Here is a 20,094-nt window from a genome sequence, read left to right on the forward strand (position 1 = left end):
TATCCTGCGTTTTAATGTTTATTGTGCTTCCATCGCCTATGGCTCCATAACCAGTAAGCAGGGTTTTCGTTGATCATATTTTCAAGGATATTGAAACTCATGTCCGTTATTTGATGTTCTGCGGTTTTACTTGGATCAAGACATATCGTCTCACAATCTACCTCGTAGTAACCGGTTTTTATATGCTTCATCTTGAAGTAGACAACAGGCCTGTTGGTTTGCATGGCAATTTTTTCTAATCCAAGTAGTACCGGCGTTTCCTGATTAAGGAAAGGAAGCCAGTACTGAATCTCGTTTCCCGCGGGAGTTTGGTCGTTAGCAAAACAAAACATGGTGAGCTCATTTCTTGTAGCTGCCAATGTCCTAAGCGTTTGCCTCATGGCAATAAATCTGTTGCCAAATTTAGTACGCATTTTATAAAACCAGCTATCAAATAGCTTGTTGTTAAGGGGTTTATATATTACGTAATTTTGAAAAGCAAGAGCCTGGCTAAGTGCCAGCATTCCCCATTCCCAATTGCAATAATGACCTGTACAGGCCAATATGCTCTGGTTATTTTTAACGTGTTCAGCCACTAATTCCAGGTTGTTAAGCTTAACACGTTTTGCAAGCTCTGACTGAGAAATGGAAGCCATTTTTATTGTTTCCAAAACAAGACGCGCAAAGTGTTTGTAGTAGTCTTTCTCAATTGTTATGATCTCCTCAATACTCTTATTAGGGAATGAATTGGTGAGGTTTTTTCGCACAACCTTTTTACGATAGCCCACAATATAATATAGCGGATAGTACAATACCGCTGCAAAGAAGTACAGCAATGGGGTTGGGAGCAAAGACAAAAAGTTCAAAAAAAAGATTCCTATATAAGAAAAGGTTTTTTTTATCATTAATTTGGCGAATTGAGAATGCAAACATAAATTATCAGATGCAAAGTTCAGCTATATTCCCACTTTTTTATCTTCCACCTATTAGTTATTTTTCTGGTTTAAAAGACTTTGAGGGTAACTTTTTGATTGAAAAGGAAGAGCATTTCCCCAAACAAACCTACAGAAACAGAGCAAGAATATACTCACCAAACGGAAGCCTGGATCTTATTGTGCCCGTTATTAGGGGCGAAAAAGTACATACAAAGGTTAAAGACGTTAAAATTAGTAACGATTTTAACTGGCAAAGGCTACATTGGAAGAGCCTTGAGAGTTGCTATCGCAATTCTGCGTACTTCGAGTTTTATGAGGATGAGTTCGCTCGTTTTTATAATAAAAAGTATGAATTCCTGTTTGATTACAACCTTGAAATATTGGATTGGTTGTTGAAACAGCTAAAACAGAATGTAAAACTGGATTTTACAACTGAATATATTGATGATGTTCCCTCAGAGTTGGACTATAGAACCAATAAAATACATTTTAAAAATGTTGAGGACAATACAATATATAAGCCTTATTTTCAGGTGTTCGATGATAGAGAAGGGTTTAAACCAAATTTAAGTATGGTAGACTTGTTGTTTAACCAAGGTCCACAAGCTAAATCATATATATAGTATGAGTAAACAGGCAAAACGTAAACATCATAAGCATAAAAAGTATTCGCTGCCGGCAGCGGGCTCTAGTCCGGGATTAATTTTCATTGATGAAAATGCTTTAAAACCTGTAATTAAGCTATATAAATACAATGCAGAGCTCTACGAGGTTAAAGAACTTAGTTCTTTAAGTAATGTAGCTCAAATAGTTGCTGATAAGAGTTTTACGTTTTGGATTGAGATTAAAGGATACAATTCTCTTGAAATGTTTGAGACTTTATCCAGTGATTTTAATGTAAATAAGCTTGTTTTGGAGGACATCACGAGAACTTACCAGCGACCTAAGTTTGAGGAGTATGAGGGATATGATTTTGCCGTAAGCAGAATGCTTAATTTGGATGAAAACAAGGAACTGGATAATGTACAGGTATCTTTTTTATTAACAGACAATGCATTATTTACACTTCAGGAAACCTACGAGGACTGTCTGGAACCTATAAGAGCAAGGTTGAGAGGCGGAAAAGGCAACATCAGAATTGCAGGAAGCAGTTATTTAATGTATGCCTTAATGGACATCATTGTAGATACTTATTTTGTGATTTTAAATGCCTGGAGTGAGGATCTGGATGCCGTGGAAGATCGTTTGTTTGATAAACCAGATAAATCAGTGATGTTCGACACGCAAATGATTAAAAGAAATCTGATTGGTATAAGAAGGGTAGTTTGGCCAGAACGGGATAAACTGAATGATATACTGAGAAGTGACAGTACTTTAGTTACTGAACAGACAAGACTCTATATTAAAGATGCTTACGATCATTGTATTCAGATAATTGATGTTGTTGAATCCTTAAAGGAGATCTCCATTAGTAATCTGGACATGTATTTATCTATGATAAGTAACCGAATGAATGAGATTATGAAGGTGCTTACCATTATCTCATCCATCTTCATTCCTTTGACTTTTATAGCAGGAATTTACGGAATGAACTTCGCCATTCAGGATCCGGTTACCGGTAAATTACTGCCCAAAAACATGCCTGAGTTGTACGCAGCGCATGGTTATTTATATACAATGGTTGGTATGGGGCTTATTGCAGTAGCACAAATCATATATTTCTGGCGTAAAGGATGGTTTAAATAGGGTTGATTATTCTTACCTTAGCGGCTTATGCAATCTTTCGATCTAGACAAAACAGACGTATCTAAGATTAAGGCTGCTTTAGGCCGTAGCGATGAGGAACTAAAGGTTATCCTCGAAGAATATCACGCGTCTGAAATTGCGATCTTATTCGAAAGTTTAACTAAAGAAGATAGGCAGCGCATTATCAATCTCTTATCTGTAGAGATTGCTTCTGAAGTTATCTCAGAAATGCACGAAGAGTCACATCCTGAGGAACTTTTACTTCAGCTTCATCCAGATAAACGTACAGAGATTGTTGAAGAGCTAGATTATGATGATGCGACAGACATCATTTCTCAGCTGGAGGAACACGAGCAGAAAGAGATTCTTGGCGACCTGAGTGAAGATGATGCTTCCAGCATCCGTAACTTATTAAGTTACCACGAAGAAACCGCCGGTGGTTTGATGAATACGGAGTTTATCCGTATCAATTTAAATCTTACCAAAAAGGATGCAATCGACGAGATCATCCGCCAAAGTGAAGAAATTGAAGAGTTTTATACCGTTTATGTTATTGATGATGAAAATACCTTTCAGGGGATTGTTTCTTTAAAGGACATCATCAAAGCTAAAGGTAATGTAAAAATAACTGAACTTGTTAAGGCTGAGGTTGCATGGGTTCATCCTGATACGGATCAGGAAGAGGTTGCGAGGCTTATTTCGCAGTACAACATCACCAGTATTCCCGTTTTGGATAACGACATGAAGTTGCTCGGACGCGTAACTTTTGATGATGTTATCGACGTTCTGGAAGATGAAAATACCGAGGATATACTAAAAATATCAGGGGTATCAGAGGATGAGGAACTAAGTGGTAACTGGATTGAGGCTGTGAAATCGCGTTTACCGTGGTTGATATTAAACTTAGGGACAGCGTTTCTTGCTTCAGGCGTTATCCGTCATTTTGAGCCTACCATTAAACTTATTGAAGTATTACCTGCTTACATGACAATTATTGCCGGAATGGGCGGTAATGCAGCCACGCAGGCGCTTGCTGTAACGGTAAGAAGGATTTCATTATATGACCTGACCGATAACCAGGCTTACAGAACAGTTTTAAAGGAAGTTACTGTAGGCTTAATAAACGGTGCGGTAACCGGGTTAATCGTATTTCTATTTGCCGTATTCTTTGACTCTAATCCAATGCTTGGGTTGGTGATTTTCCTGGCCATGACAGGTAATTTATTAATAGCCGGAATAACAGGAGCGGGTATTCCATTAATTTTAAAGCGGGTTGGAATTGATCCGGCCATTGCTTCTTCAATAATTATTACAACATTTACAGATGTTTTCGGATTTTTACTGCTGCTGGGATTAGCAAGCAAACTTTTACTTTAATTCTATTATTCATTATTATATGCAACCAACAAAACACAACTGGACAAAAGAAGAAATATCAGCCATATATCATAAGCCATTTTTGGATCTCGTTTACGAGGCCGCAACAATACACCGCGAGAATAAAGACTACTCTGAAGTGCAAGTGAGTTCTTTGATCTCAATTAAAACAGGTGGTTGTGCAGAGGATTGCTCTTATTGCCCTCAGGCAGCTCGCTATCACACGGATTTAGAGGTTCAGCCACTCATGCAGGTTGGGCAGGTAGTAAGCGCCGCAGTTAAAGCTAAAGAGGGTGGTGCATCACGTTTGTGTATGGGGGCAGCATGGCGCGAAGTACGTGATAACCGTGACTTTGACCGTGTAATTGAAATGGTAAAGGCTGTAAATGATATGGATATGGAGGTATGTTGTACCCTTGGTATGCTTACAGAAAACCAGGCTCAGCGACTTGCAGATGCAGGCTTGTATGCTTACAACCACAATATCGATACTTCAGAAGATGATTATAAACGTATCATCTCTACCCGTACTTATGACGATCGCTTAAATACTATAAAAAATGTACGTAAAGCAAAATTAACGGTATGTAGCGGTGGTATTATTGGATTAGGCGAAACTGAGGAAGACCGCGTTTCTATGCTACAAACATTGGCTAATATGGCTGTTCATCCTGAGTCTGTTCCGGTAAATGCGCTGGTTCCTGTAAAAGGGACGCCGCTTGAGTCGCAACCACGTGTTCCAATTTGGGATATGGTTAGAATGATTGCTACAGCTCGTATTGTAATGCCAAATTCGGTTGTTCGTCTTTCGGCTGGTAGAAATGAAATGAGTACGCTTGAGCAGGCATTTTGCTTTATGGCAGGCGCAAGTTCAATTTTTGCAGGTGATAAATTATTGACTACACCAAATCCGGCCTTTGTTGATGATATGGCTATGTTTGAATTGTTAGGCTTAAAAACGCGTGATGCCTTTAAAAACGGCAGGCCAGCAAATACTATTGCAGATAAACAACCTGAAGCTACAGTTTAGTAGCATTATAACTTAATCACAAAAAAAAAGTTCTGTGGTGTATTTGCCATAGAACTTTTTTTTTGTGATTAAGTTATAATTTATAGCGCTGTAACTCTGGTTTCAATATTGCCTTTTGTAGCTTTAGAATAGGGGCATGCCCTGTGTGCTTTTTCGGCAAGATGCTGAGCTTCTTCTGTACTTATCCCAGGGATGTGGACATCTAAGTCTGCTGATAAAACAAAGGAGTTACCATCTTTATTAAAAGAAACCTGAACATCTACAGTCGCTTCTGATGTATCAACGCCATCATGTTGTGCAATTGAACCTAATGCGCCTAAATAACATGCTCCCCAGGCAGCAGCAAATAACTGCTCTGGATTTGTAGCTCCACCTTGTCCACCAAGCTCTCTTGGCTTTCTTAAATCGAATTCTATTATTCCGTCACTAGATTTGATATGTCCATCACGACCGCCCTTAGCGATTACGGATGCAGTATATAGTTTTTCCATATTTATTATTTAAACAATGGAACTATAACAACATCGGCAGGGCTAAAGTTTTATATTTTGATTTTTTCTGAAAGTTTATAGATGTCATATGCAACTTTTTGGATCATATCGAACTGTTCTGCAATAATTATTGCATCACTTTGTTCCTCTGGAACAGTGCTTATATTTCTTCTAATCAGTGGAACATTATTTACAACACCAGTATTCTTTAGTAAATTCTCATTAGCCAGATTTAAGAGATAGACCGTATTTTGCGTTATTGGATTTAACTCATCAAATTCGGGGAATACAAAAGCATGCTCTTTGCTGTACAGTGATAAAGTTGCTATGTATGATGACAAAAGGTGATTTAACGCTGTAAACTGATGTAATTCTTTCATCAAAATCTGCTTACTTTTTGGTTCAGAAAACATTCGCTGAAACAAAGACGCAAGGTTGGCCGTTGCTACATAAATTTCTTTTCTAGCTACTTTATAGTTGGTAAGGTCGGTAACCTGCTCAGAATAAAACAGCTTAACCTGCTCAAAGTATTTTATGTTGGCGGTGAGGGTATCCGTCATAGCTTCTTTGAGCTTCTCATATTCCCAATTTGGAAATAATGAATAACTGGCGAGTAAAGCAATACCTGAGCCTATTAGCGTGTCATAGATTCTTTCGCGAGCCAAAGAGAGCCCTCCAAGTCCAAGAAAATCAAATAAAACCAGTATATATGGTGTCATGAACAGCACGCTTACTACATAATTTTTGCGCTGAAAACTATAGCAGCCTATCATGCAAACTAGTAATATCACAAATAAGGTGTTCTTATCATGGATATAGACCAATATTCCCATACCAACAAAAGCACCAATGACTGTACCTACCAGACGTTCTATATTTCTCTTTTTAGCCAGGCTGAAGCCAGGCTTAGATATAACAAGTATGGTTAATAGTATCCAGTAACTATGTGAAAAACTTAAAGATTTTGCGACGATAAAGCCAATCAACATTACTATAGCTACCCTTAAGGAATGTCTGAAAGTTGAAGAGCTAAAAGTTATGTTCTCAAAAAGTAGTTTATGATCTATGTTTTGTCTTGTAATAAACCGCTCTACTTCAATTTTACGCGGCTTCAGGTTCTTTTTCTCACTTTTATTGAAATATCCATTAATGGTTTTAATCCTAGATAGGATATTCTCTATGTTTACTTCAATATTCTTTAAAGCTATGATTCCTAATGTATTATATTGGCTTGTCGTATTATTAACTTCAAGTAAACTGATCTCATCTTTTAGCTTAGCCACATCTTCAATTAGGGAATTAGGTAGGCTAGGGGTACTGCCCGTTTTTAAAGAGAAAGCAATATCATCTAATTCATCTGCAATCTTTATAATTACTGATTCATAGTGAGTTAAGATCCCTGAGGCATCGAACTGTTCATGAAGCTGTTTGTAATTGTAATAAGTAGACATGACTTGCTCAAACAGATCTACCATATCCACAAAAACGAGTAGGAGGAACCTGCCTTCCGGAGTTGTTTCTCTAACTATTTCTCTAGTTTTAAATAAAACTTCCCTGACAGCATCCTGCTTTTCGTGTACAGTAACTTGTAACTGAAGCAATTCAGCATAATTATCATCATAATCAGTGTTTTGACGATAAAATTTGGCTTTCGCACGTAAAAACTCACTTACGGAGTGAATTGAATCACTGAGTGTTTGTTGAACAAGACGAAATGGTCTTAATCTATAGAAAAAATAACTAAGAAGCGTATACCAAACACTGCCAGCAAAAATAAGCAAGGCAGAGAATAAAACTTCGGTCCATGGTCTAATGTCATCGATACTTAATACCATGATCAACAATGCAGCTGTTCCAATTGAAGCAGCCCTCAATCCATAAAGAAAAAACATGGAGAACACAAAGCTAAAAACAGCAATTACAACACCAGTAAAATAGATGTTTTTATTTGTAAGGCCAACTACTATAAATATGAGTGTAATTAAAACTGTCGTAATTAACATTGCATTTCTGCGATGTATAATTGGACCTGGTGAATCAACAACACTCACACAGAGTGCACCTAATGATACAGTCATTCCAAATTGAAGCATTCCAAATTGGGCAAGAATTAAGGATGGACAAAGTATACCAAGTGTAATTCTCAGGCCATCAGCAAAGTACGTGCTGAGTAGGAAATCATGAATACTTCTTATGGGACGATCAAACATATTGCAAATTTAGCGGATCAAATACCAATAATTTGACAATTTTTAAAACTATGTATTAGCAAATCACTTATTGCAAAATAATAAAAAATCTGATAGTAAGACCTATGAATCACATTACCTTAAAACTAAAATGCTACATTTTCTAATCAAGTCAGCGAATAAGGTTCTAGAGTGATCGTTGATTCAATATATAGAGATATCGATCAATTCGTCTTTTGTTTTGCTGTTGCAATAAACTTGGATACAGGTTCATTAAAATATTGACTATCAGCATCACTATGGCAAAAAGGTACAAGCCGTGGATTATTTTGATTAGGATGAATATCCCCATGAACAGGAAGGCAAAATGATGACTGAGTTCAGCTTTCGTCATTTCTAACCTATATTCTCCCAGCTCACTCATCAAAATTCTTTTTGTGATTGATAACTTGGGATTTAAATACTTAAAGAAGCTATTCATGATTATCCATTTGAACGGCTCCAGGCCAAGCATTTCATTAACCTTCTCATCTTTGATGAAGTTTAGGTTTGATAGCCTTTGCTGATAAAAGTCAGTTTTTGAAAGTAGAGCAGTAATGATCATGCCAATGATCCAAGAAATAAAAGCGATGGAGAGACTAAATGTAAGATACTTATTCATGATTGAGACGTCGTACTTGCTTTAAAGGTTCTTTGTTTGTCCAACGAAAATAGTAAATGTGGTGTCCAAAAAAAATTGTGATTTCCAACAAACACATAAATAGATATGATGAAAAAAAATATAGAAGGAATACCTGAATTTAATAGGAGAATACTAAATTGGATAGAACTGCTTTTACCTTCTTCACAGGAAAAAAGAGCTTTGAGCATTGAATATGGAGTCACTGGAACTTCCTTATTAAACCACCTATCCAAATCGAGAGAGTATAAAACATTGAGCGACATAAAAAAGGCAATAACTTCTTTTGGCCAAAAAGCTATTCGATATTTAGAGGACGATAATAGCTTTGATTCAGGTAATTAGTTTAATAATGATTTACTGTTGGATATTCCGCTGCATAGTGGTTCTTCGTCACTTTTGGTGAACTATGCTGACTTAAGGCCAGAATTGTTGAATGTAAGATTTTATAGTATATTACGAAAACAAATTAATGACTCTTATGCCTAAAACTAGCCTGCTCATTGTTCTTGTCTTGCTGTCTGCAATAGCCAAAGCACAAAAACCTATACTTTTTAAGATCAAATACTTGCCTGCGCATACCTACGAAATTGTCTCTAAGGACTCTATCGATTTGAAAGTCATCTTAATTGACCAGAGTGTCGGTGCAGAGAAAAAAGCAGACATGACAGACCATCCCTTAATTATGGTCGTGACCACTGAATGGGGTATCACCCTAAAAGCGGATGCCATGACTGCTGGTAGATTTCCGGTCGCGCTGATCGGTCGTAAATTTTCAACAAAAACTACATTAAATGGAGCTGAGGCCCCAATACCTCCAATGCCTCCAGTTGAAGGGATAAGGGTTAATGGAAAAATTGACGCAGCAGGTAAAATGTCTTTGGATACAGCCACGGCCGCCGATGATGTCAAAAATGCAGTTAGTCACTTAACAGGAGGAATGCCAAAACATTTAAATTTTCCAGATCGGCCGATGAAAGTAGGTGATACGTTTAGTCAGGATGAGGATGTGAATGCCATGAATATGCCTGATTTTGGTATTGATATGAATTATCCGACGAAGGTGACCTATAAACTTATCGCTATAAAAGGTAACTTGGCCTATTTTGATATTACATCAGCATTTAGTTTGAACGTTGAAAAAGAAGCTCAGGGTAAAATGGTTAAGCTAATCGGGACAGGTACCGGAACCGGCAAAATGGAATACTTTATCGATAAGAGCTACCCGAAGTCGACAGTAAACGCTACAGAATATATGCTTGAAATCACAGGTCCGAACACCAAAGGCAATCTTAAATGGATTATATCTAAGAAGGCCAAGTATGTAGTGACCAAGGGCGGGCTTTAGCTTATCAGCTAGTTTTCCGGCTGGCATCAATAAAAAAGGATAGTAATATGTTCAGTCTGATGTAATTTATCCCAGCGGTTCCATCCAGCTTTTATCGGCCTATGATTGATCGTGTCTGTTAATGAACCTAGACTTGACCCGTAGGGTAAACCTTTTCCGTAACCTGATTAGCTGCAAATAAATTGATTTTCAATGTATCAGATTTTTTGTATTAATATCTCTTTAGAATCATCTATTGTTTTGTTAACACTCATCGATTGAATTGGACAACTCATAAATAACCATGGAATTTGCACCAAGCCAAGCTGATCCATATAAAGAATTATAATTAATATTATGTTAAGTAATAAAATACATACCCCCTTTAGAAGGGGTATTATTAATAATAATGTTTTAAAATGAAATTAGATATTAGAATTCTTCCAGCTTAGATTTAAGCTCCTGAACTTTATCAAGTTTGTTCTTTCGGGTGTAGATTTCTATCAACAGCTGAACCGTCGGTTTATCATTCTGATTGATTTCATGAGCTTGTAGCAAAGAAACTTCAGCTCTGTTTATGAACGATGTAAACTTTTGGTTTTTATCAGCGCTATTTAATTTTAAAGCTTCATTGGCAGATTGTATGTAAGCAACGCCTAACTGATACAAAGCATCAAAATAATTTTCATCAATGCCAAGCGCTTTGTTGTATGCTAATTCCGCAGTTCCCAAGCCAGAACCGGTTTGGTGCAGGTATCCATACAAGAAATACAATAGTTTGTTTGAAGTATCAGCTTTAAGTGTGTTTTCAATAACCTTTGCTGCTTCATTGTATCTTTCATTGTCAAGCAATAAGTTTATATAATTATTATTAAGATTAACGTCACCTGGATTTAGCCTTATACCGTCTTCAAGCGTTTTAATCGCTTGATCTACATCTAGTTTTGAAGTGTAAATGTTCGCAAGATTCTGAAATATAGCTGGGTTTTTTGCACCATTTTCTTTGGCTCTTTTAAAATATTCTAAGGCATTGTCAAATCCTCTGATGTTTTGCGCAGCTAGGGCTGTATTTATTGCCAAAGCTGTATCCTTTGGGAAAAAATCACTCACTTCTTTCAGTAAACCAAATGCTGCAGTGAAATCATTTTTTGCAAACGCAGCATTTGCTTTTTCTTGTTTCTTTATATTGATATTGTATACTGCAGCTTGTATTAAACGTGTATTAGTTTGGAATCTATCTAATCTTTTTGCCGAATCAATTGCATCGATAGCCGAAGCAAAATATTTATCTGAATTACCTTCATTTGGATCTGTTATTGCAACATACGAGCTTAAATAAGCTTTTATTGCCCAGGTTTCAGGCCATTTTTTTGTCTTTTTATCATTCTGTGCAGCCTCACTTGCCCTTATCCCTTCCCCTATTATCCCAAGCTGTGCATTGGCATCCTGCTTTTTGTTGATGGCCATTTGTAATTTACCCACGCTATTTCTGGCAATTAAAAGTTGACTCTTTTGAGAAAAAGCCAGATTGCAAGTTGTTATAACTAAAAATATAGTGCTAAAAAAAGATATCTTACTCATAATACAAACTTAAAAAAAAAGAGGGATAAACCTATCCCTCTTTTCATATTCAAAAAAAACTATTGTCCTTATTTTAACTGAGACAGTCTTTTTTTAATGGCTTCATAATTAACGTTATCATTTTTAAACGCATAAATGATTGCTAAGTTTTCCAAAGTATTTACATGTTTTGGATCAATATCAAGGGCTGCTTTGTAATAAGGGATTGCCTGATCAATGAATTTAGTCATTTTAATACCCAACTCATTAAATTCTTTAGTTTTCTTTGGATCTAAAGCATTTCTTTGAGTTTGGATTGCTAATGCTTGTTTGTAGTAAGTATCTCCAAGCAAAGATTGATAGTTAGCATTTTTAGGCTCTTTTGCTACCAATTTATTTAACATTTCCTGAGATTTAGCGATATCTCCTCTTTTTAGATAGATGTCAGTTTCAACACCGATGAAATAAGGATCCTCAGGATATTTAGCCGATGCTTCTTGTAGCAAGGCAATACCCGCAACGCTATCCTTTATCTCATCAAAAGAAGTTTTGATGATGTCGGAGTAAAGCATTTTAGAATCTTTGTAATTTAACTCAATAGCTTTTTTAAAGTTTCTAACTACCTCAGGATAGTTTTTTGCTTCTTTTGCTACAACACCTGCGTTGATAAACATTGCTGTGTCTGTAGGGTTTCTAGCAGTTACTTCATTAAATGCGGCTAAGGCACCAGCAAAATCTTTCTTTTGATAAGCATAGATTCCTCTGTTTCTCATTGCATCTTGAATAGTTAACCTTGCATTTTCAATGTTATCCTTTTCAGCGCCTTTAGTATCTAAAGCTTTTGCTTTTTCTAAAGCCTCTTCAGCGATCTTTTGATTTGCAGAAGAATTAGCAGCATCTAATGAATCAACTAAAGCGATTCTTGATGCAAATAATGCTCTGTACGACCATGATTCTACTAAGTCTTTAGATTTTTCATGAGCAATTGCTTTGTCAGTATGACCTAAGCCTTCATTCAAAGTTTTTAAATTGTCAGCCAAAGTTTTGTCTTTGTTTAGAGACAAAAGTGCCCATTGTTTTTTGGCAGCTTCTACTTCACTCTTTTGCGCATTAGCAAGTGTGGCAACACCTACAAATAATAAACTAAAAAGTATCTTTTTCATTTTATTTAATATATGTTCAACAATTTTGATTTTTAATCTTCAGTTTCCTCTTCAGCACCTTCATCATCTGCTTCCTCTTCGCCAGCTTCTTCAGTGGCTTCCTCTTCAGGAGCCGCTTCAAGCGCCTCGCCGTCTACCACAATGTGGCTTTCAGTTGTTTCTTCAACTTCATCCTCATCATGATCTATTCTAGCAACAGAAGCAATTTCGTCGTTACCTTTTAAGTTAATTAAGCGAACACCTTGCGTTGCTCTTCCCATTACTCTTAATTCGCTAACTACAATTCTAATCACGATACCTGATTTGTTGATGATCATCAAGTCATCTGCATCAGTTACGTTTTTAATTGCAACAAGAGTTCCGGTTTTTTCAGTAACGTTAATGGTTTTAACACCTTTACCACCCCTGTTTGTAACACGGTAATCTTCGATGTCAGTACGTTTACCGTAACCTTTTTCAGATACAACAAGAACAGTAGCTCCCGGATCATTAACAGCAATCATGCCAACTACTTCATCATTCTCATGTGCAAGCGTTACACCACGAACTCCGGTAGCAGTTCTACCCATAGGTCTAACTTTCTCCTCGTTAAAGCGAATTGCCCTTCCAGAGCGTAATGCCATAACAATTTCACTTGTTCCGGTAGTTAAGCTTGCCTCAAGTAACTGATCTCCTTCATTAATGTTTATAGCGTTGATACCATTAACCCTAGGTCTCGAATAGGCCTCTAGAGAAGTTTTCTTAATTGTTCCTTTTTTGGTACACATGATAATATAGTTATTCTCAAGGTACTCCTGATCTTTAAGGTTCTTAACCTTAATAAAGGCTTTAATTTTTTCTTCTTTAGGGATATTAATGATGTTCTGTATTGCTCTTCCTTTACTTAATCTAGAGCCTTCAGGAATTTCGTATACTCTTAACCAGAAACAACGACCGGTTTCTGTAAAGAACAACATGTAATTATGGTTTGATGCAATTAACATGTGTTCAATGAAATCTTCATTTCTTGAATCACTGCCTTTTGAACCTTTTCCACCTCTTCCCTGAGTACGGTATTCAGTTGCAGGAGTACGTTTGATATAGCCTTCATGAGAGATGGTAATTACTACATCCTCGTCTTCGATGAAGTCTTCCATGCTCATGTCTTCTGCAGAGTGTACGATCTGAGTTCTACGCTCATCACCGTATTTATCTCTCATTTCAATAAGCTCATTGGTGATGATCTCCATACGTTTACCTTCATCATCTAAAATAGACTGTAGGTATTCAATAAGTTTCATTAACTCGTTGTACTCATCTTTAATTTTATCACGCTCCAGACCGGTTAACCTGCGGAGTGTCATATCAAGAATAGCTCTGGCTTGAAGATCACTTAATCCAAATTTCTCCATCAAACCTACTCTCGCTTCTTCCGGAGTATTTGAGTTACGGATCAATTTAATTACTTCATCTAAATGATCAAGCGCAATTAATAAGCCCTCTAAGATATGTGCACGTTTTTGTGCTTCAGACAATTCAAACTTCGTTCTGCGAATCACCACTTCATGACGGTGCTCAACGAAATATTGAATTAGATCTTTTAAGTTTAGTAATTGAGGTCTACCTTTAACAAGTGCAATGTTATTTACACTAAATGAGGTCTGTAAAGCAGTTTGCTTAAATAAGTTGTTTAATACTATTGAAGCATTGGCATCGCGTTTAATCTCATAAACAATACGGATACCATCTTTATTAGATTCATCCTTAATGTTCGAAATTCCCTCAATTTTTTTCTCACCAACAAGTTCAGCAGTACGCTCGATCATCATTGCTTTGTTTACCTGATAAGGTATCTCAGTAACGATAATGGTTTCGCGGTCTTTTGTTGTTTCAATTTCAGCTTTGGCACGCATAACGATACGGCCTCTTCCTGTTTCAAATGCTTCCTGAACACCATTGTAGCCATAAATTATGGCTCCTGTTGGAAAATCCGGTGCTTTGATATGTTTCATCAATTCAGCAACAGTAACCTCATTGTTTTCAATATAGGCTATAGTTGCATTAATTGTTTCAGTAATGTTGTGAGGAGGCATATTTGTAGCCATACCTACTGCAATACCCGATGATCCGTTGATTAATAAGTTCGGGACTTTTGAAGGAAGAACTGTAGGTTCCTGTAATGAATCATCAAAGTTAAACTGAAAATCTACTGTATCTTTATTGATATCAGCTAGCATATCTTCAGCTATCTTCTGGAAACGAGCCTCCGTATAACGCATTGCTGCCGGAGAGTCACCATCAATTGATCCAAAGTTACCTTGTCCTTCAACCATCAAGTAACGTAAGCTCCATTCCTGAGCCATCCTTACCATGGTATTGTATACAGATGAATCACCATGTGGGTGATACTTACCCAGTACCTCACCTACAATACGCGCAGATTTTTTATATGGTTTATTGTTTGCTAATCCTAAATCGAGCATACCGAATAACACCCGGCGGTGTACAGGTTTTAATCCATCACGTACATCAGGTAGAGCCCTTGATACGATAACCGACATCGAATAATCGATGTAAGCTGATTTCATTTGCTCGTCAATATCGATCCTTATTATTTTGTCGTTTTCTTGATTTTCTAAATCTTCTGCCATAAATAGTAATGTTCCTTAAGAACGATTTAAATGTGGTATTCTTATAACCTTGCGAATCTAATAAAAAAAGCGCCATTAAGGCGCATTGTGGAAAAATTTTAAAGTAAAAATTAGGCTATTATCAGGCCCATTCAATGCCTTTTTTAAGCTTGCTTAAAGTATACGATTCTTCGCTGTCAGGAAGGGGCTGGTGATTGTATACCCATTTGGCCATCGGTGGCAAACTCATCAATATTGATTCAATTCTACCATTGGTTTCAAGACCAAATTTTGTTCCGGCATCATATACCAAATTAAATTCAGCATACCTGCTTCTTCGTAGGTATTGCCATTCCTGTTGATGCTCATCAAATTCCTTATCTCTGTTTCTATCAATCAGTTCAGTATATGCAGGGATAAATGTATTGCCAACGGCGATGGAAAAATCAAGAAGCTGATCAAATGATAAACCTGTGTTTTCGGGTTTCAATCTGTCGTAAAAAATACCGCCTACTCCCCTTGTTTCTTCACGATGTTTAATGAAGAAATAATCATCTGCGTGAGCTTTAAATTTAGGGTAAAAAGAAGCATCAAATTGGTCGCAGGTTTGCTTTAAAAGGTGATGGAAATACCTGGCATCAGTATCGATAATATAATGTGGGGTCAGATCTATACCGCCACCAAACCATCTTGTTTCATCGTTCATCTCAAAGTACCTGATATTCATGTGGATAATCGGTACAAATGGATTGTTTGGGTGCATTACAATAGATACGCCTGTTGCAAAAAACTCATCGCTATCTACTTTAAATGCCTTTTTTATTGCATCGGGCAATTTACCATGAACAGCAGAAAAGTTAACTCCACCTTTTTCAATAACATTGCCATGTTGCATAATACGGGTACGACCACCGCCGCCACCATCTCTATTCCAAATCTCTTCTTCAAATTTGGCTTTACCATCCGCCAACTCCAGGCTTTTGCAAATCTGATCCTGAATTTGCTGATAAGCCTCAACTACTCTATCTTTAAACACCATTTCTTTAAAACTATACACCAAAGTTAACCTTAATAAAAAGGCATCATTCCTTTAATTTTCAGATAGTACATTTTTTTGACACTACTCCTCTTCAAAATTCAAATCACGACCGTAAGTCTCATCTAAATTATACAAACCGATGTATGCAAGTCCTACTGTGAGTACTGCCAAACACAATGCTGCGTTTACAATACCCATTTTTACTACTAAAAACTGAAATAATATGGTTACCAGAATTAAAGAACCTCTTACCATATTTGGAACGCTGGTAGTTACTGTGGCACGCAGGTTTGTTCCAAACTGCTCTGCGGCGATGGTTACAAACACTACCCAGTAACCTGTAAACAAACCAAAGAACACACATAAGGTATAAAAACCGGTTGCCGTCCATCCTGTGTTTAACAGGTACACCAACATGGTGCAGAATGTAAGGGTTATAAATATGAAAACTATCTTTTTACGGGTTTTAAAAACCTGACTCAGTGCACCACTTAAAAAGTCGCCCAGTGAAATACCGATGTAAGTAAACATTACACCTTTTCCATTGTCAAGAATGTCTACCGCGTTTAAAGCTTTGCCAAATTCAGGCGCAATACCAACAAGAATACCTACTACAAACCATAGCGGAACAGCAATGAGTATGCAGCTTAAGTACTTTAAGAATCGTTTCCAGGTAAAAAACAGCATAAAGAAATTGCCTTTTGCAACCTCTTTTTTTGACATTTTTTCAAATAATCCGGATTCAAAAACACCAAATCTTAATAGCAATAGAATGATGCCCAGACCACCCCCAACAAAGAAAGCTGTTCTCCATTCAAAAAGATCACCTACTATATAAGCTGCCACTGCGCCCATAAGACCAATTCCGGCTACCAGCATGGTACCGTAGCCTCTCTTTTCCTTACTCATACTTTCACTAACCAGTGTAATGCCTGCTCCAAGCTCACCCGCCAGACCAATGCCGGCAATAAACCTAAGTGCGGCATACATTGGGATGGTGGTTGCGAATCCGTTGGCAATATTAGCCAGAGAATACATGATTATAGAGCCAAACAATACAGAAAGTCTGCCTTTTTTATCTCCCAGAACTCCCCAGAAAATTCCTCCGATAAGTAAGCCGGCCATTTGCCAGTTCATTAAATACAGCCCGGTTTCGGTAATTTTATCTGCCGGAACACCTAACGAGGCTAAGCTTTTGTTTTTAATAATGAGGAATAAAAGCAGGTCGTATATATCTACAAAATAGCCCAATGAGGCTACCAGAATTAATAAGAATACGCCCTTATTCTGTTTGCTGTTAATCATATAAAGTTTGTTTGGTTGCTGAAAGTACAAACAAATTTATTTCTGATAAAACATTTCATAAAAAAACCGTGTATCTAAGCAAAATAAGCTTAAATACACGGTTTTTATAATTGCTCGTTTTAAAGCCTGCTATTGCTTTATAGTTGTATCAGGTAGTGTTTTTGTAGTATCAACAGGCATTTTTTTAGTAGTGTCAACGGGTTTAATGTTTGTATCGACAGCGGTGCTGTCTGTTGTCCCCGACATATTCTTTGTTGAATTGCAGGAGGATGCCGCTATTGTTAAGCATCCAGCAAATGCAAGACTTAAAATTAACTTTTTCATAGGATTGATTTTAGTTTACGTACTGCACAATCAACAAGGCCAAACCCTAAAAGTTTTAAATTATTTTAAACTGATCAATGAATAACACAAAAAAAGGCCTTTCCGTTTTATCAGAAAAGCCTTTAAAAAATTAACTATTATTTATTTTTTCGGCATTAAAACACCATCTATTACAAAGGTTACCCCATTACTGGAAATCACATCAGCGATGGTAATTTTTGCATCGTTGACCCACCATTCGCCATTTTTCTCAGTTAATTTGAGTTTCTGACCTTGAACAGTGGTAAGTTCCATTCCATTTTTTAGATCAGAAGATTTATAGCTACCTGGAACCACGTGATAAGTTAGTACACTGGTCAGGTCTTTTTTCATTTCTGGTTTTAACAGATTATCAACCGCCCCGGCTGGCAATTTTGCAAATGCTTCATTGGTTGGCGCAAATACCGTGAAAGGACCAGTTCCACTTAAAGTTTCAACTAAACCAGCTGCTTTTACTGCTGCTACAAGCGTGGTATGATCACTTGACCCCATCGCATTTTCTACAATGTTTTTTGAAGGAACCATCATTGCTCCACCAACTTCAACTCCTTTTTCTACAACTACGGTAGTATCAACAGTAGTCATTGAAGTATCAGTAGTCGTTTCTGCTGTTTTAGAAGAGTTACAAGCTGAAACAAGGGCCAATAAGGCTAAACCTGCAGTTAAACTTAAAAATTGCTTTTTCATAAAATTTCGTTTTGTTGTTTTAAGTATTTCGTTTTCTTCACCTATAAACGAGAATAACAACAAAGCGGATTTTTACTGATGCATTTTTAATTTATCAAGCAGTTCTGGCGAAACATTTTCGGCATAAGCACCATAAGCATCAATCAATACCCCTTTCAGATTTCCTACAGGTGATGATATGGCATAGATCACGGCGCTATCATCGGGATCATTCATACCTTCAAATCTGTAAAATTCATCAATCTCAAATTCCTCAGGCATTAACTGCATATCTATGGATTTGCACTCAATAAATTCTGCGCTAAGCGTAAAATCGTACTCATAACCCCGTTTTTCAAGGTCAGATACAGCAGCTGTAAGGGTGTCATATATATACATACTCTAATTTACTAAAAAATTACTTTATCCTGCTACATAAAATTTCATAGTTCAATAAACTTTCTGATATTTAAGCATCATGGTTGTATCAGAGAAAACCCTTAAGTGGGGCTTGTGTTTATACCCTCCCATGCTGTTTCAGCGTATATGGGTTAAAAAATTTCACAAAGGATTTAGGGGTGTTGATGTGAAAATCAATAAAAGCATCTTTAATAAAAACTATAACGGCTCTATATTTGGTGGTACAATCTATGCAGCCACAGATCCATTTTATGCTTTACTTTTTGATCAATTGCTTCAAAGAGAAGGTTTTAAAGTGAGAGTTTGGTTAAAGAGTGCTTCGATACAATATTTAAAGCCTGGCAGAGGTAATTTATACTTTACCATAACCGTTACAGATGACATGCTGAATGATGCCATCGAAGCCTTAAATACTTCAGGGAAATTTGTTAAAGCTTATCCAATGGAGATCACTAATGCAGAAGGTGAGATATGCGCAACGGTAATGAACGAGGTTTATGTACGCAATCTTCATCAGGGCGAGCAACCCAGGATAGCTTATTAAATATCACTATTCGCTTAAGAACATACACAAAATGAATATCAGGAAACTAATTTTGCAAGGCGAAGGAACGACACTGGATTTCAAGAAGACGATTACTAATAACGAAAAAATTGCCAAAAGTCTGGTTGCATTTGCCAATAATAAGGGCGGGCAGCTGCTTATTGGGGTGGCCGATGATGGCAGCATTAAAGGTGTAAAATCTGAAGATGAGGAGCGTTATATGATTACTAAATCGGCACACCAGTTCTGTAAACCCGCAATAGAGCCCGATTTTGAAGAGATTTATGTTGATGATAAATTAGTACTTGTTGTAAAAATTGCTGAAAGCGATACAAAACCTCATTATGCGCTTGATGAAAATAAGAAATGGTGGGTATATTACAGAGTAAAAGACAAAAGTATTTTAGCCAGTAAGATTATAGTTGATGTTATAAAGAAGAGTGGTAAAACCGAGGGCGAACTAATTACTTATACTGAACAGGAAAAAAAGTTGTTTGAGCACCTTAATCAGGAAGGCCGAATTACCCTTAAGCAGTTTAGTAAGCTTACCCGAAGTTCGTACCGACAGGCGCAGAAAATATTGGTTAGCCTCATTTTAAGTGGAGTTTTAAAACCCAATACATCAGAAAAAGAAGAGTTTTTTACGACCATGTAAAACAAGATTACTTGGTT

Annotated in this window: 20 protein-coding genes; 8 read left to right on the forward strand and 12 right to left on the reverse strand. The window is 36.9% G+C overall.

Annotated elements, in window-relative coordinates; translation table 11 throughout:
- Positions 1-11: 11 nt before the first annotated feature.
- The gene (locus HQN83_RS03760) at positions 12-884 is read right to left on the reverse strand and encodes a lysophospholipid acyltransferase family protein (RefSeq protein ID WP_173088702.1); all 873 of its coding nucleotides are present in this window, start codon (positions 882-884) and stop codon (positions 12-14) included.
- A gap of 38 nt (positions 885-922) precedes the next feature.
- On the opposite strand from HQN83_RS03760, the gene HQN83_RS03765 reads away from it, so the two are divergent.
- Genes HQN83_RS03765 through bioB form a run of 4 tightly spaced genes read left to right on the forward strand, consistent with a single transcriptional unit; the run spans position 923 to position 5,067 of the window.
- Positions 923-1,537 carry a WbqC family protein gene (locus HQN83_RS03765; protein ID WP_173088704.1) on the forward strand — a complete coding sequence of 205 codons (615 nt, stop codon included), beginning with the start codon at positions 923-925 and terminating at the stop codon, positions 1,535-1,537.
- 1 nt (position 1,538) lies between these two features.
- On the forward strand, positions 1,539-2,660 hold the full coding sequence (gene corA / locus HQN83_RS03770) for a magnesium/cobalt transporter CorA (protein WP_173088706.1): 1,122 nt from the start codon (positions 1,539-1,541) through the stop codon (positions 2,658-2,660).
- Positions 2,661-2,687: 27 nt separating this feature from the next.
- Positions 2,688-4,037 (forward strand): magnesium transporter, encoded by a 1,350-nt coding sequence (gene mgtE / locus HQN83_RS03775; RefSeq protein WP_173088708.1) that lies wholly within the window; start codon positions 2,688-2,690, stop codon positions 4,035-4,037.
- A 19-nt stretch (positions 4,038-4,056) separates the two neighbouring features.
- The gene (bioB, locus tag HQN83_RS03780) at positions 4,057-5,067 is read left to right on the forward strand and encodes a biotin synthase BioB (protein ID WP_173088710.1); all 1,011 of its coding nucleotides are present in this window, start codon (positions 4,057-4,059) and stop codon (positions 5,065-5,067) included.
- A gap of 80 nt (positions 5,068-5,147) precedes the next feature.
- On the opposite strand, the gene HQN83_RS03785 is transcribed toward bioB, so the two are convergent.
- The 3 genes from HQN83_RS03785 to HQN83_RS03795 form a co-directional block, all read right to left on the reverse strand.
- Entirely contained in the window at positions 5,148-5,558 is a 411-nt protein-coding gene (locus HQN83_RS03785; protein ID WP_173088712.1) for an organic hydroperoxide resistance protein, read from the reverse strand.
- A 50-nt stretch (positions 5,559-5,608) separates the two neighbouring features.
- Positions 5,609-7,768, reverse strand: coding sequence for an FUSC family protein (locus tag HQN83_RS03790; protein ID WP_173088714.1), 2,160 nt, complete (start codon positions 7,766-7,768; stop codon positions 5,609-5,611).
- Positions 7,769-7,934: 166 nt separating this feature from the next.
- Positions 7,935-8,408 carry a glycosyl-4,4'-diaponeurosporenoate acyltransferase CrtO family protein gene (locus HQN83_RS03795; RefSeq protein ID WP_217277303.1) on the reverse strand — a complete coding sequence of 158 codons (474 nt, stop codon included), beginning with the start codon at positions 8,406-8,408 and terminating at the stop codon, positions 7,935-7,937.
- A 105-nt stretch (positions 8,409-8,513) separates the two neighbouring features.
- Here HQN83_RS03795 and HQN83_RS03800 point away from each other — a divergent pair, with 105 nt between their 5' ends.
- Both HQN83_RS03800 and HQN83_RS03805 read left to right on the forward strand, forming a co-directional pair.
- Complete coding sequence (locus tag HQN83_RS03800) at positions 8,514-8,771, forward strand: hypothetical protein (RefSeq protein WP_173088716.1); 258 nt, start codon at positions 8,514-8,516, stop codon at positions 8,769-8,771.
- Positions 8,772-8,907: 136 nt separating this feature from the next.
- Entirely contained in the window at positions 8,908-9,774 is an 867-nt protein-coding gene (locus HQN83_RS03805; RefSeq protein ID WP_173088718.1) for a hypothetical protein, read from the forward strand.
- A 411-nt stretch (positions 9,775-10,185) separates the two neighbouring features.
- Here the strand turns inward: HQN83_RS03805 and HQN83_RS03810 are convergent, their stop codons facing one another.
- The 8 genes from HQN83_RS03810 to HQN83_RS03845 form a co-directional block, all read right to left on the reverse strand.
- Positions 10,186-11,334 (reverse strand): tetratricopeptide repeat protein, encoded by a 1,149-nt coding sequence (locus tag HQN83_RS03810; protein WP_173088720.1) that lies wholly within the window; start codon positions 11,332-11,334, stop codon positions 10,186-10,188.
- 68 nt (positions 11,335-11,402) lie between these two features.
- Positions 11,403-12,476: a tetratricopeptide repeat protein gene (locus tag HQN83_RS03815; RefSeq protein WP_173088722.1), complete on the reverse strand. Its 1,074-nt coding sequence runs from the start codon at positions 12,474-12,476 to the stop codon at positions 11,403-11,405.
- 32 nt (positions 12,477-12,508) lie between these two features.
- Positions 12,509-15,106 carry a DNA gyrase subunit A gene (gene gyrA, locus HQN83_RS03820; protein ID WP_173088724.1) on the reverse strand — a complete coding sequence of 866 codons (2,598 nt, stop codon included), beginning with the start codon at positions 15,104-15,106 and terminating at the stop codon, positions 12,509-12,511.
- 121 nt (positions 15,107-15,227) lie between these two features.
- The gene (gene hemF, locus HQN83_RS03825; RefSeq protein WP_173088841.1) at positions 15,228-16,124 is read right to left on the reverse strand and encodes an oxygen-dependent coproporphyrinogen oxidase; all 897 of its coding nucleotides are present in this window, start codon (positions 16,122-16,124) and stop codon (positions 15,228-15,230) included.
- Positions 16,125-16,205: 81 nt separating this feature from the next.
- Positions 16,206-17,429, reverse strand: a complete 1,224-nt coding sequence (locus HQN83_RS03830; RefSeq protein WP_173088726.1) for an MFS transporter — start codon at positions 17,427-17,429, stop codon at positions 16,206-16,208.
- 129 nt (positions 17,430-17,558) lie between these two features.
- Complete coding sequence (locus tag HQN83_RS03835; protein ID WP_173088728.1) at positions 17,559-17,753, reverse strand: coproporphyrinogen III oxidase; 195 nt, start codon at positions 17,751-17,753, stop codon at positions 17,559-17,561.
- Positions 17,754-17,894: 141 nt separating this feature from the next.
- Positions 17,895-18,479, reverse strand: a complete 585-nt coding sequence (locus HQN83_RS03840; protein WP_173088730.1) for a fasciclin domain-containing protein — start codon at positions 18,477-18,479, stop codon at positions 17,895-17,897.
- A gap of 72 nt (positions 18,480-18,551) precedes the next feature.
- Complete coding sequence (locus HQN83_RS03845) at positions 18,552-18,857, reverse strand: phosphoribosylpyrophosphate synthetase (protein WP_173088732.1); 306 nt, start codon at positions 18,855-18,857, stop codon at positions 18,552-18,554.
- Between the two features lie 79 nt (positions 18,858-18,936).
- On the opposite strand from HQN83_RS03845, the gene HQN83_RS03850 reads away from it, so the two are divergent.
- Together HQN83_RS03850 and HQN83_RS03855 are read left to right on the forward strand one after the other, a co-directional pair.
- The gene (locus HQN83_RS03850; RefSeq protein ID WP_173088734.1) at positions 18,937-19,422 is read left to right on the forward strand and encodes a DUF4442 domain-containing protein; all 486 of its coding nucleotides are present in this window, start codon (positions 18,937-18,939) and stop codon (positions 19,420-19,422) included.
- Between the two features lie 31 nt (positions 19,423-19,453).
- On the forward strand, positions 19,454-20,077 hold the full coding sequence (locus HQN83_RS03855) for an AlbA family DNA-binding domain-containing protein (RefSeq protein WP_173088736.1): 624 nt from the start codon (positions 19,454-19,456) through the stop codon (positions 20,075-20,077).
- Positions 20,078-20,094: the final 17 nt, after the last annotated feature.

Origin of the sequence: Pedobacter foliorum, assembly GCF_013266735.1 — a bacterium.
GTDB lineage: Bacteria > Bacteroidota > Bacteroidia > Sphingobacteriales > Sphingobacteriaceae > Pedobacter > Pedobacter foliorum.

What these genes read in the sequence shown, in the direction of transcription:
- HQN83_RS03800 (WP_173088716.1), top strand. Translation starts at nt 8,514, where the DNA reads ATGATGAAAAAAAATATAGAAGGAATACCTGAATTTAATAGGAGAATA.
- corA (WP_173088706.1), top strand. Translation starts at nt 1,539, where the DNA reads ATGAGTAAACAGGCAAAACGTAAACATCATAAGCATAAAAAGTATTCG.
- mgtE (WP_173088708.1), top strand. Translation starts at nt 2,688, where the DNA reads ATGCAATCTTTCGATCTAGACAAAACAGACGTATCTAAGATTAAGGCT.
- HQN83_RS03840 (WP_173088730.1), bottom strand. Translation starts at nt 18,479, where the DNA reads ATGAAAAAGCAATTTTTAAGTTTAACTGCAGGTTTAGCCTTATTGGCC.
- HQN83_RS03795 (WP_217277303.1), bottom strand. Translation starts at nt 8,408, where the DNA reads ATGAATAAGTATCTTACATTTAGTCTCTCCATCGCTTTTATTTCTTGG.
- HQN83_RS03810 (WP_173088720.1), bottom strand. Translation starts at nt 11,334, where the DNA reads ATGAGTAAGATATCTTTTTTTAGCACTATATTTTTAGTTATAACAACT.
- HQN83_RS03760 (WP_173088702.1), bottom strand. Translation starts at nt 884, where the DNA reads ATGATAAAAAAAACCTTTTCTTATATAGGAATCTTTTTTTTGAACTTT.
- HQN83_RS03835 (WP_173088728.1), bottom strand. Translation starts at nt 17,753, where the DNA reads ATGAAAAAGTTAATTTTAAGTCTTGCATTTGCTGGATGCTTAACAATA.
- HQN83_RS03855 (WP_173088736.1), top strand. Translation starts at nt 19,454, where the DNA reads ATGAATATCAGGAAACTAATTTTGCAAGGCGAAGGAACGACACTGGAT.
- HQN83_RS03845 (WP_173088732.1), bottom strand. Translation starts at nt 18,857, where the DNA reads ATGTATATATATGACACCCTTACAGCTGCTGTATCTGACCTTGAAAAA.
- bioB (WP_173088710.1), top strand. Translation starts at nt 4,057, where the DNA reads ATGCAACCAACAAAACACAACTGGACAAAAGAAGAAATATCAGCCATA.
- HQN83_RS03815 (WP_173088722.1), bottom strand. Translation starts at nt 12,476, where the DNA reads ATGAAAAAGATACTTTTTAGTTTATTATTTGTAGGTGTTGCCACACTT.
- HQN83_RS03790 (WP_173088714.1), bottom strand. Translation starts at nt 7,768, where the DNA reads ATGTTTGATCGTCCCATAAGAAGTATTCATGATTTCCTACTCAGCACG.
- HQN83_RS03805 (WP_173088718.1), top strand. Translation starts at nt 8,908, where the DNA reads ATGCCTAAAACTAGCCTGCTCATTGTTCTTGTCTTGCTGTCTGCAATA.
- HQN83_RS03830 (WP_173088726.1), bottom strand. Translation starts at nt 17,429, where the DNA reads ATGATTAACAGCAAACAGAATAAGGGCGTATTCTTATTAATTCTGGTA.
- hemF (WP_173088841.1), bottom strand. Translation starts at nt 16,124, where the DNA reads ATGGTGTTTAAAGATAGAGTAGTTGAGGCTTATCAGCAAATTCAGGAT.
- HQN83_RS03785 (WP_173088712.1), bottom strand. Translation starts at nt 5,558, where the DNA reads ATGGAAAAACTATATACTGCATCCGTAATCGCTAAGGGCGGTCGTGAT.
- gyrA (WP_173088724.1), bottom strand. Translation starts at nt 15,106, where the DNA reads ATGGCAGAAGATTTAGAAAATCAAGAAAACGACAAAATAATAAGGATC.
- HQN83_RS03765 (WP_173088704.1), top strand. Translation starts at nt 923, where the DNA reads ATGCAAAGTTCAGCTATATTCCCACTTTTTTATCTTCCACCTATTAGT.
- HQN83_RS03850 (WP_173088734.1), top strand. Translation starts at nt 18,937, where the DNA reads ATGGTTGTATCAGAGAAAACCCTTAAGTGGGGCTTGTGTTTATACCCT.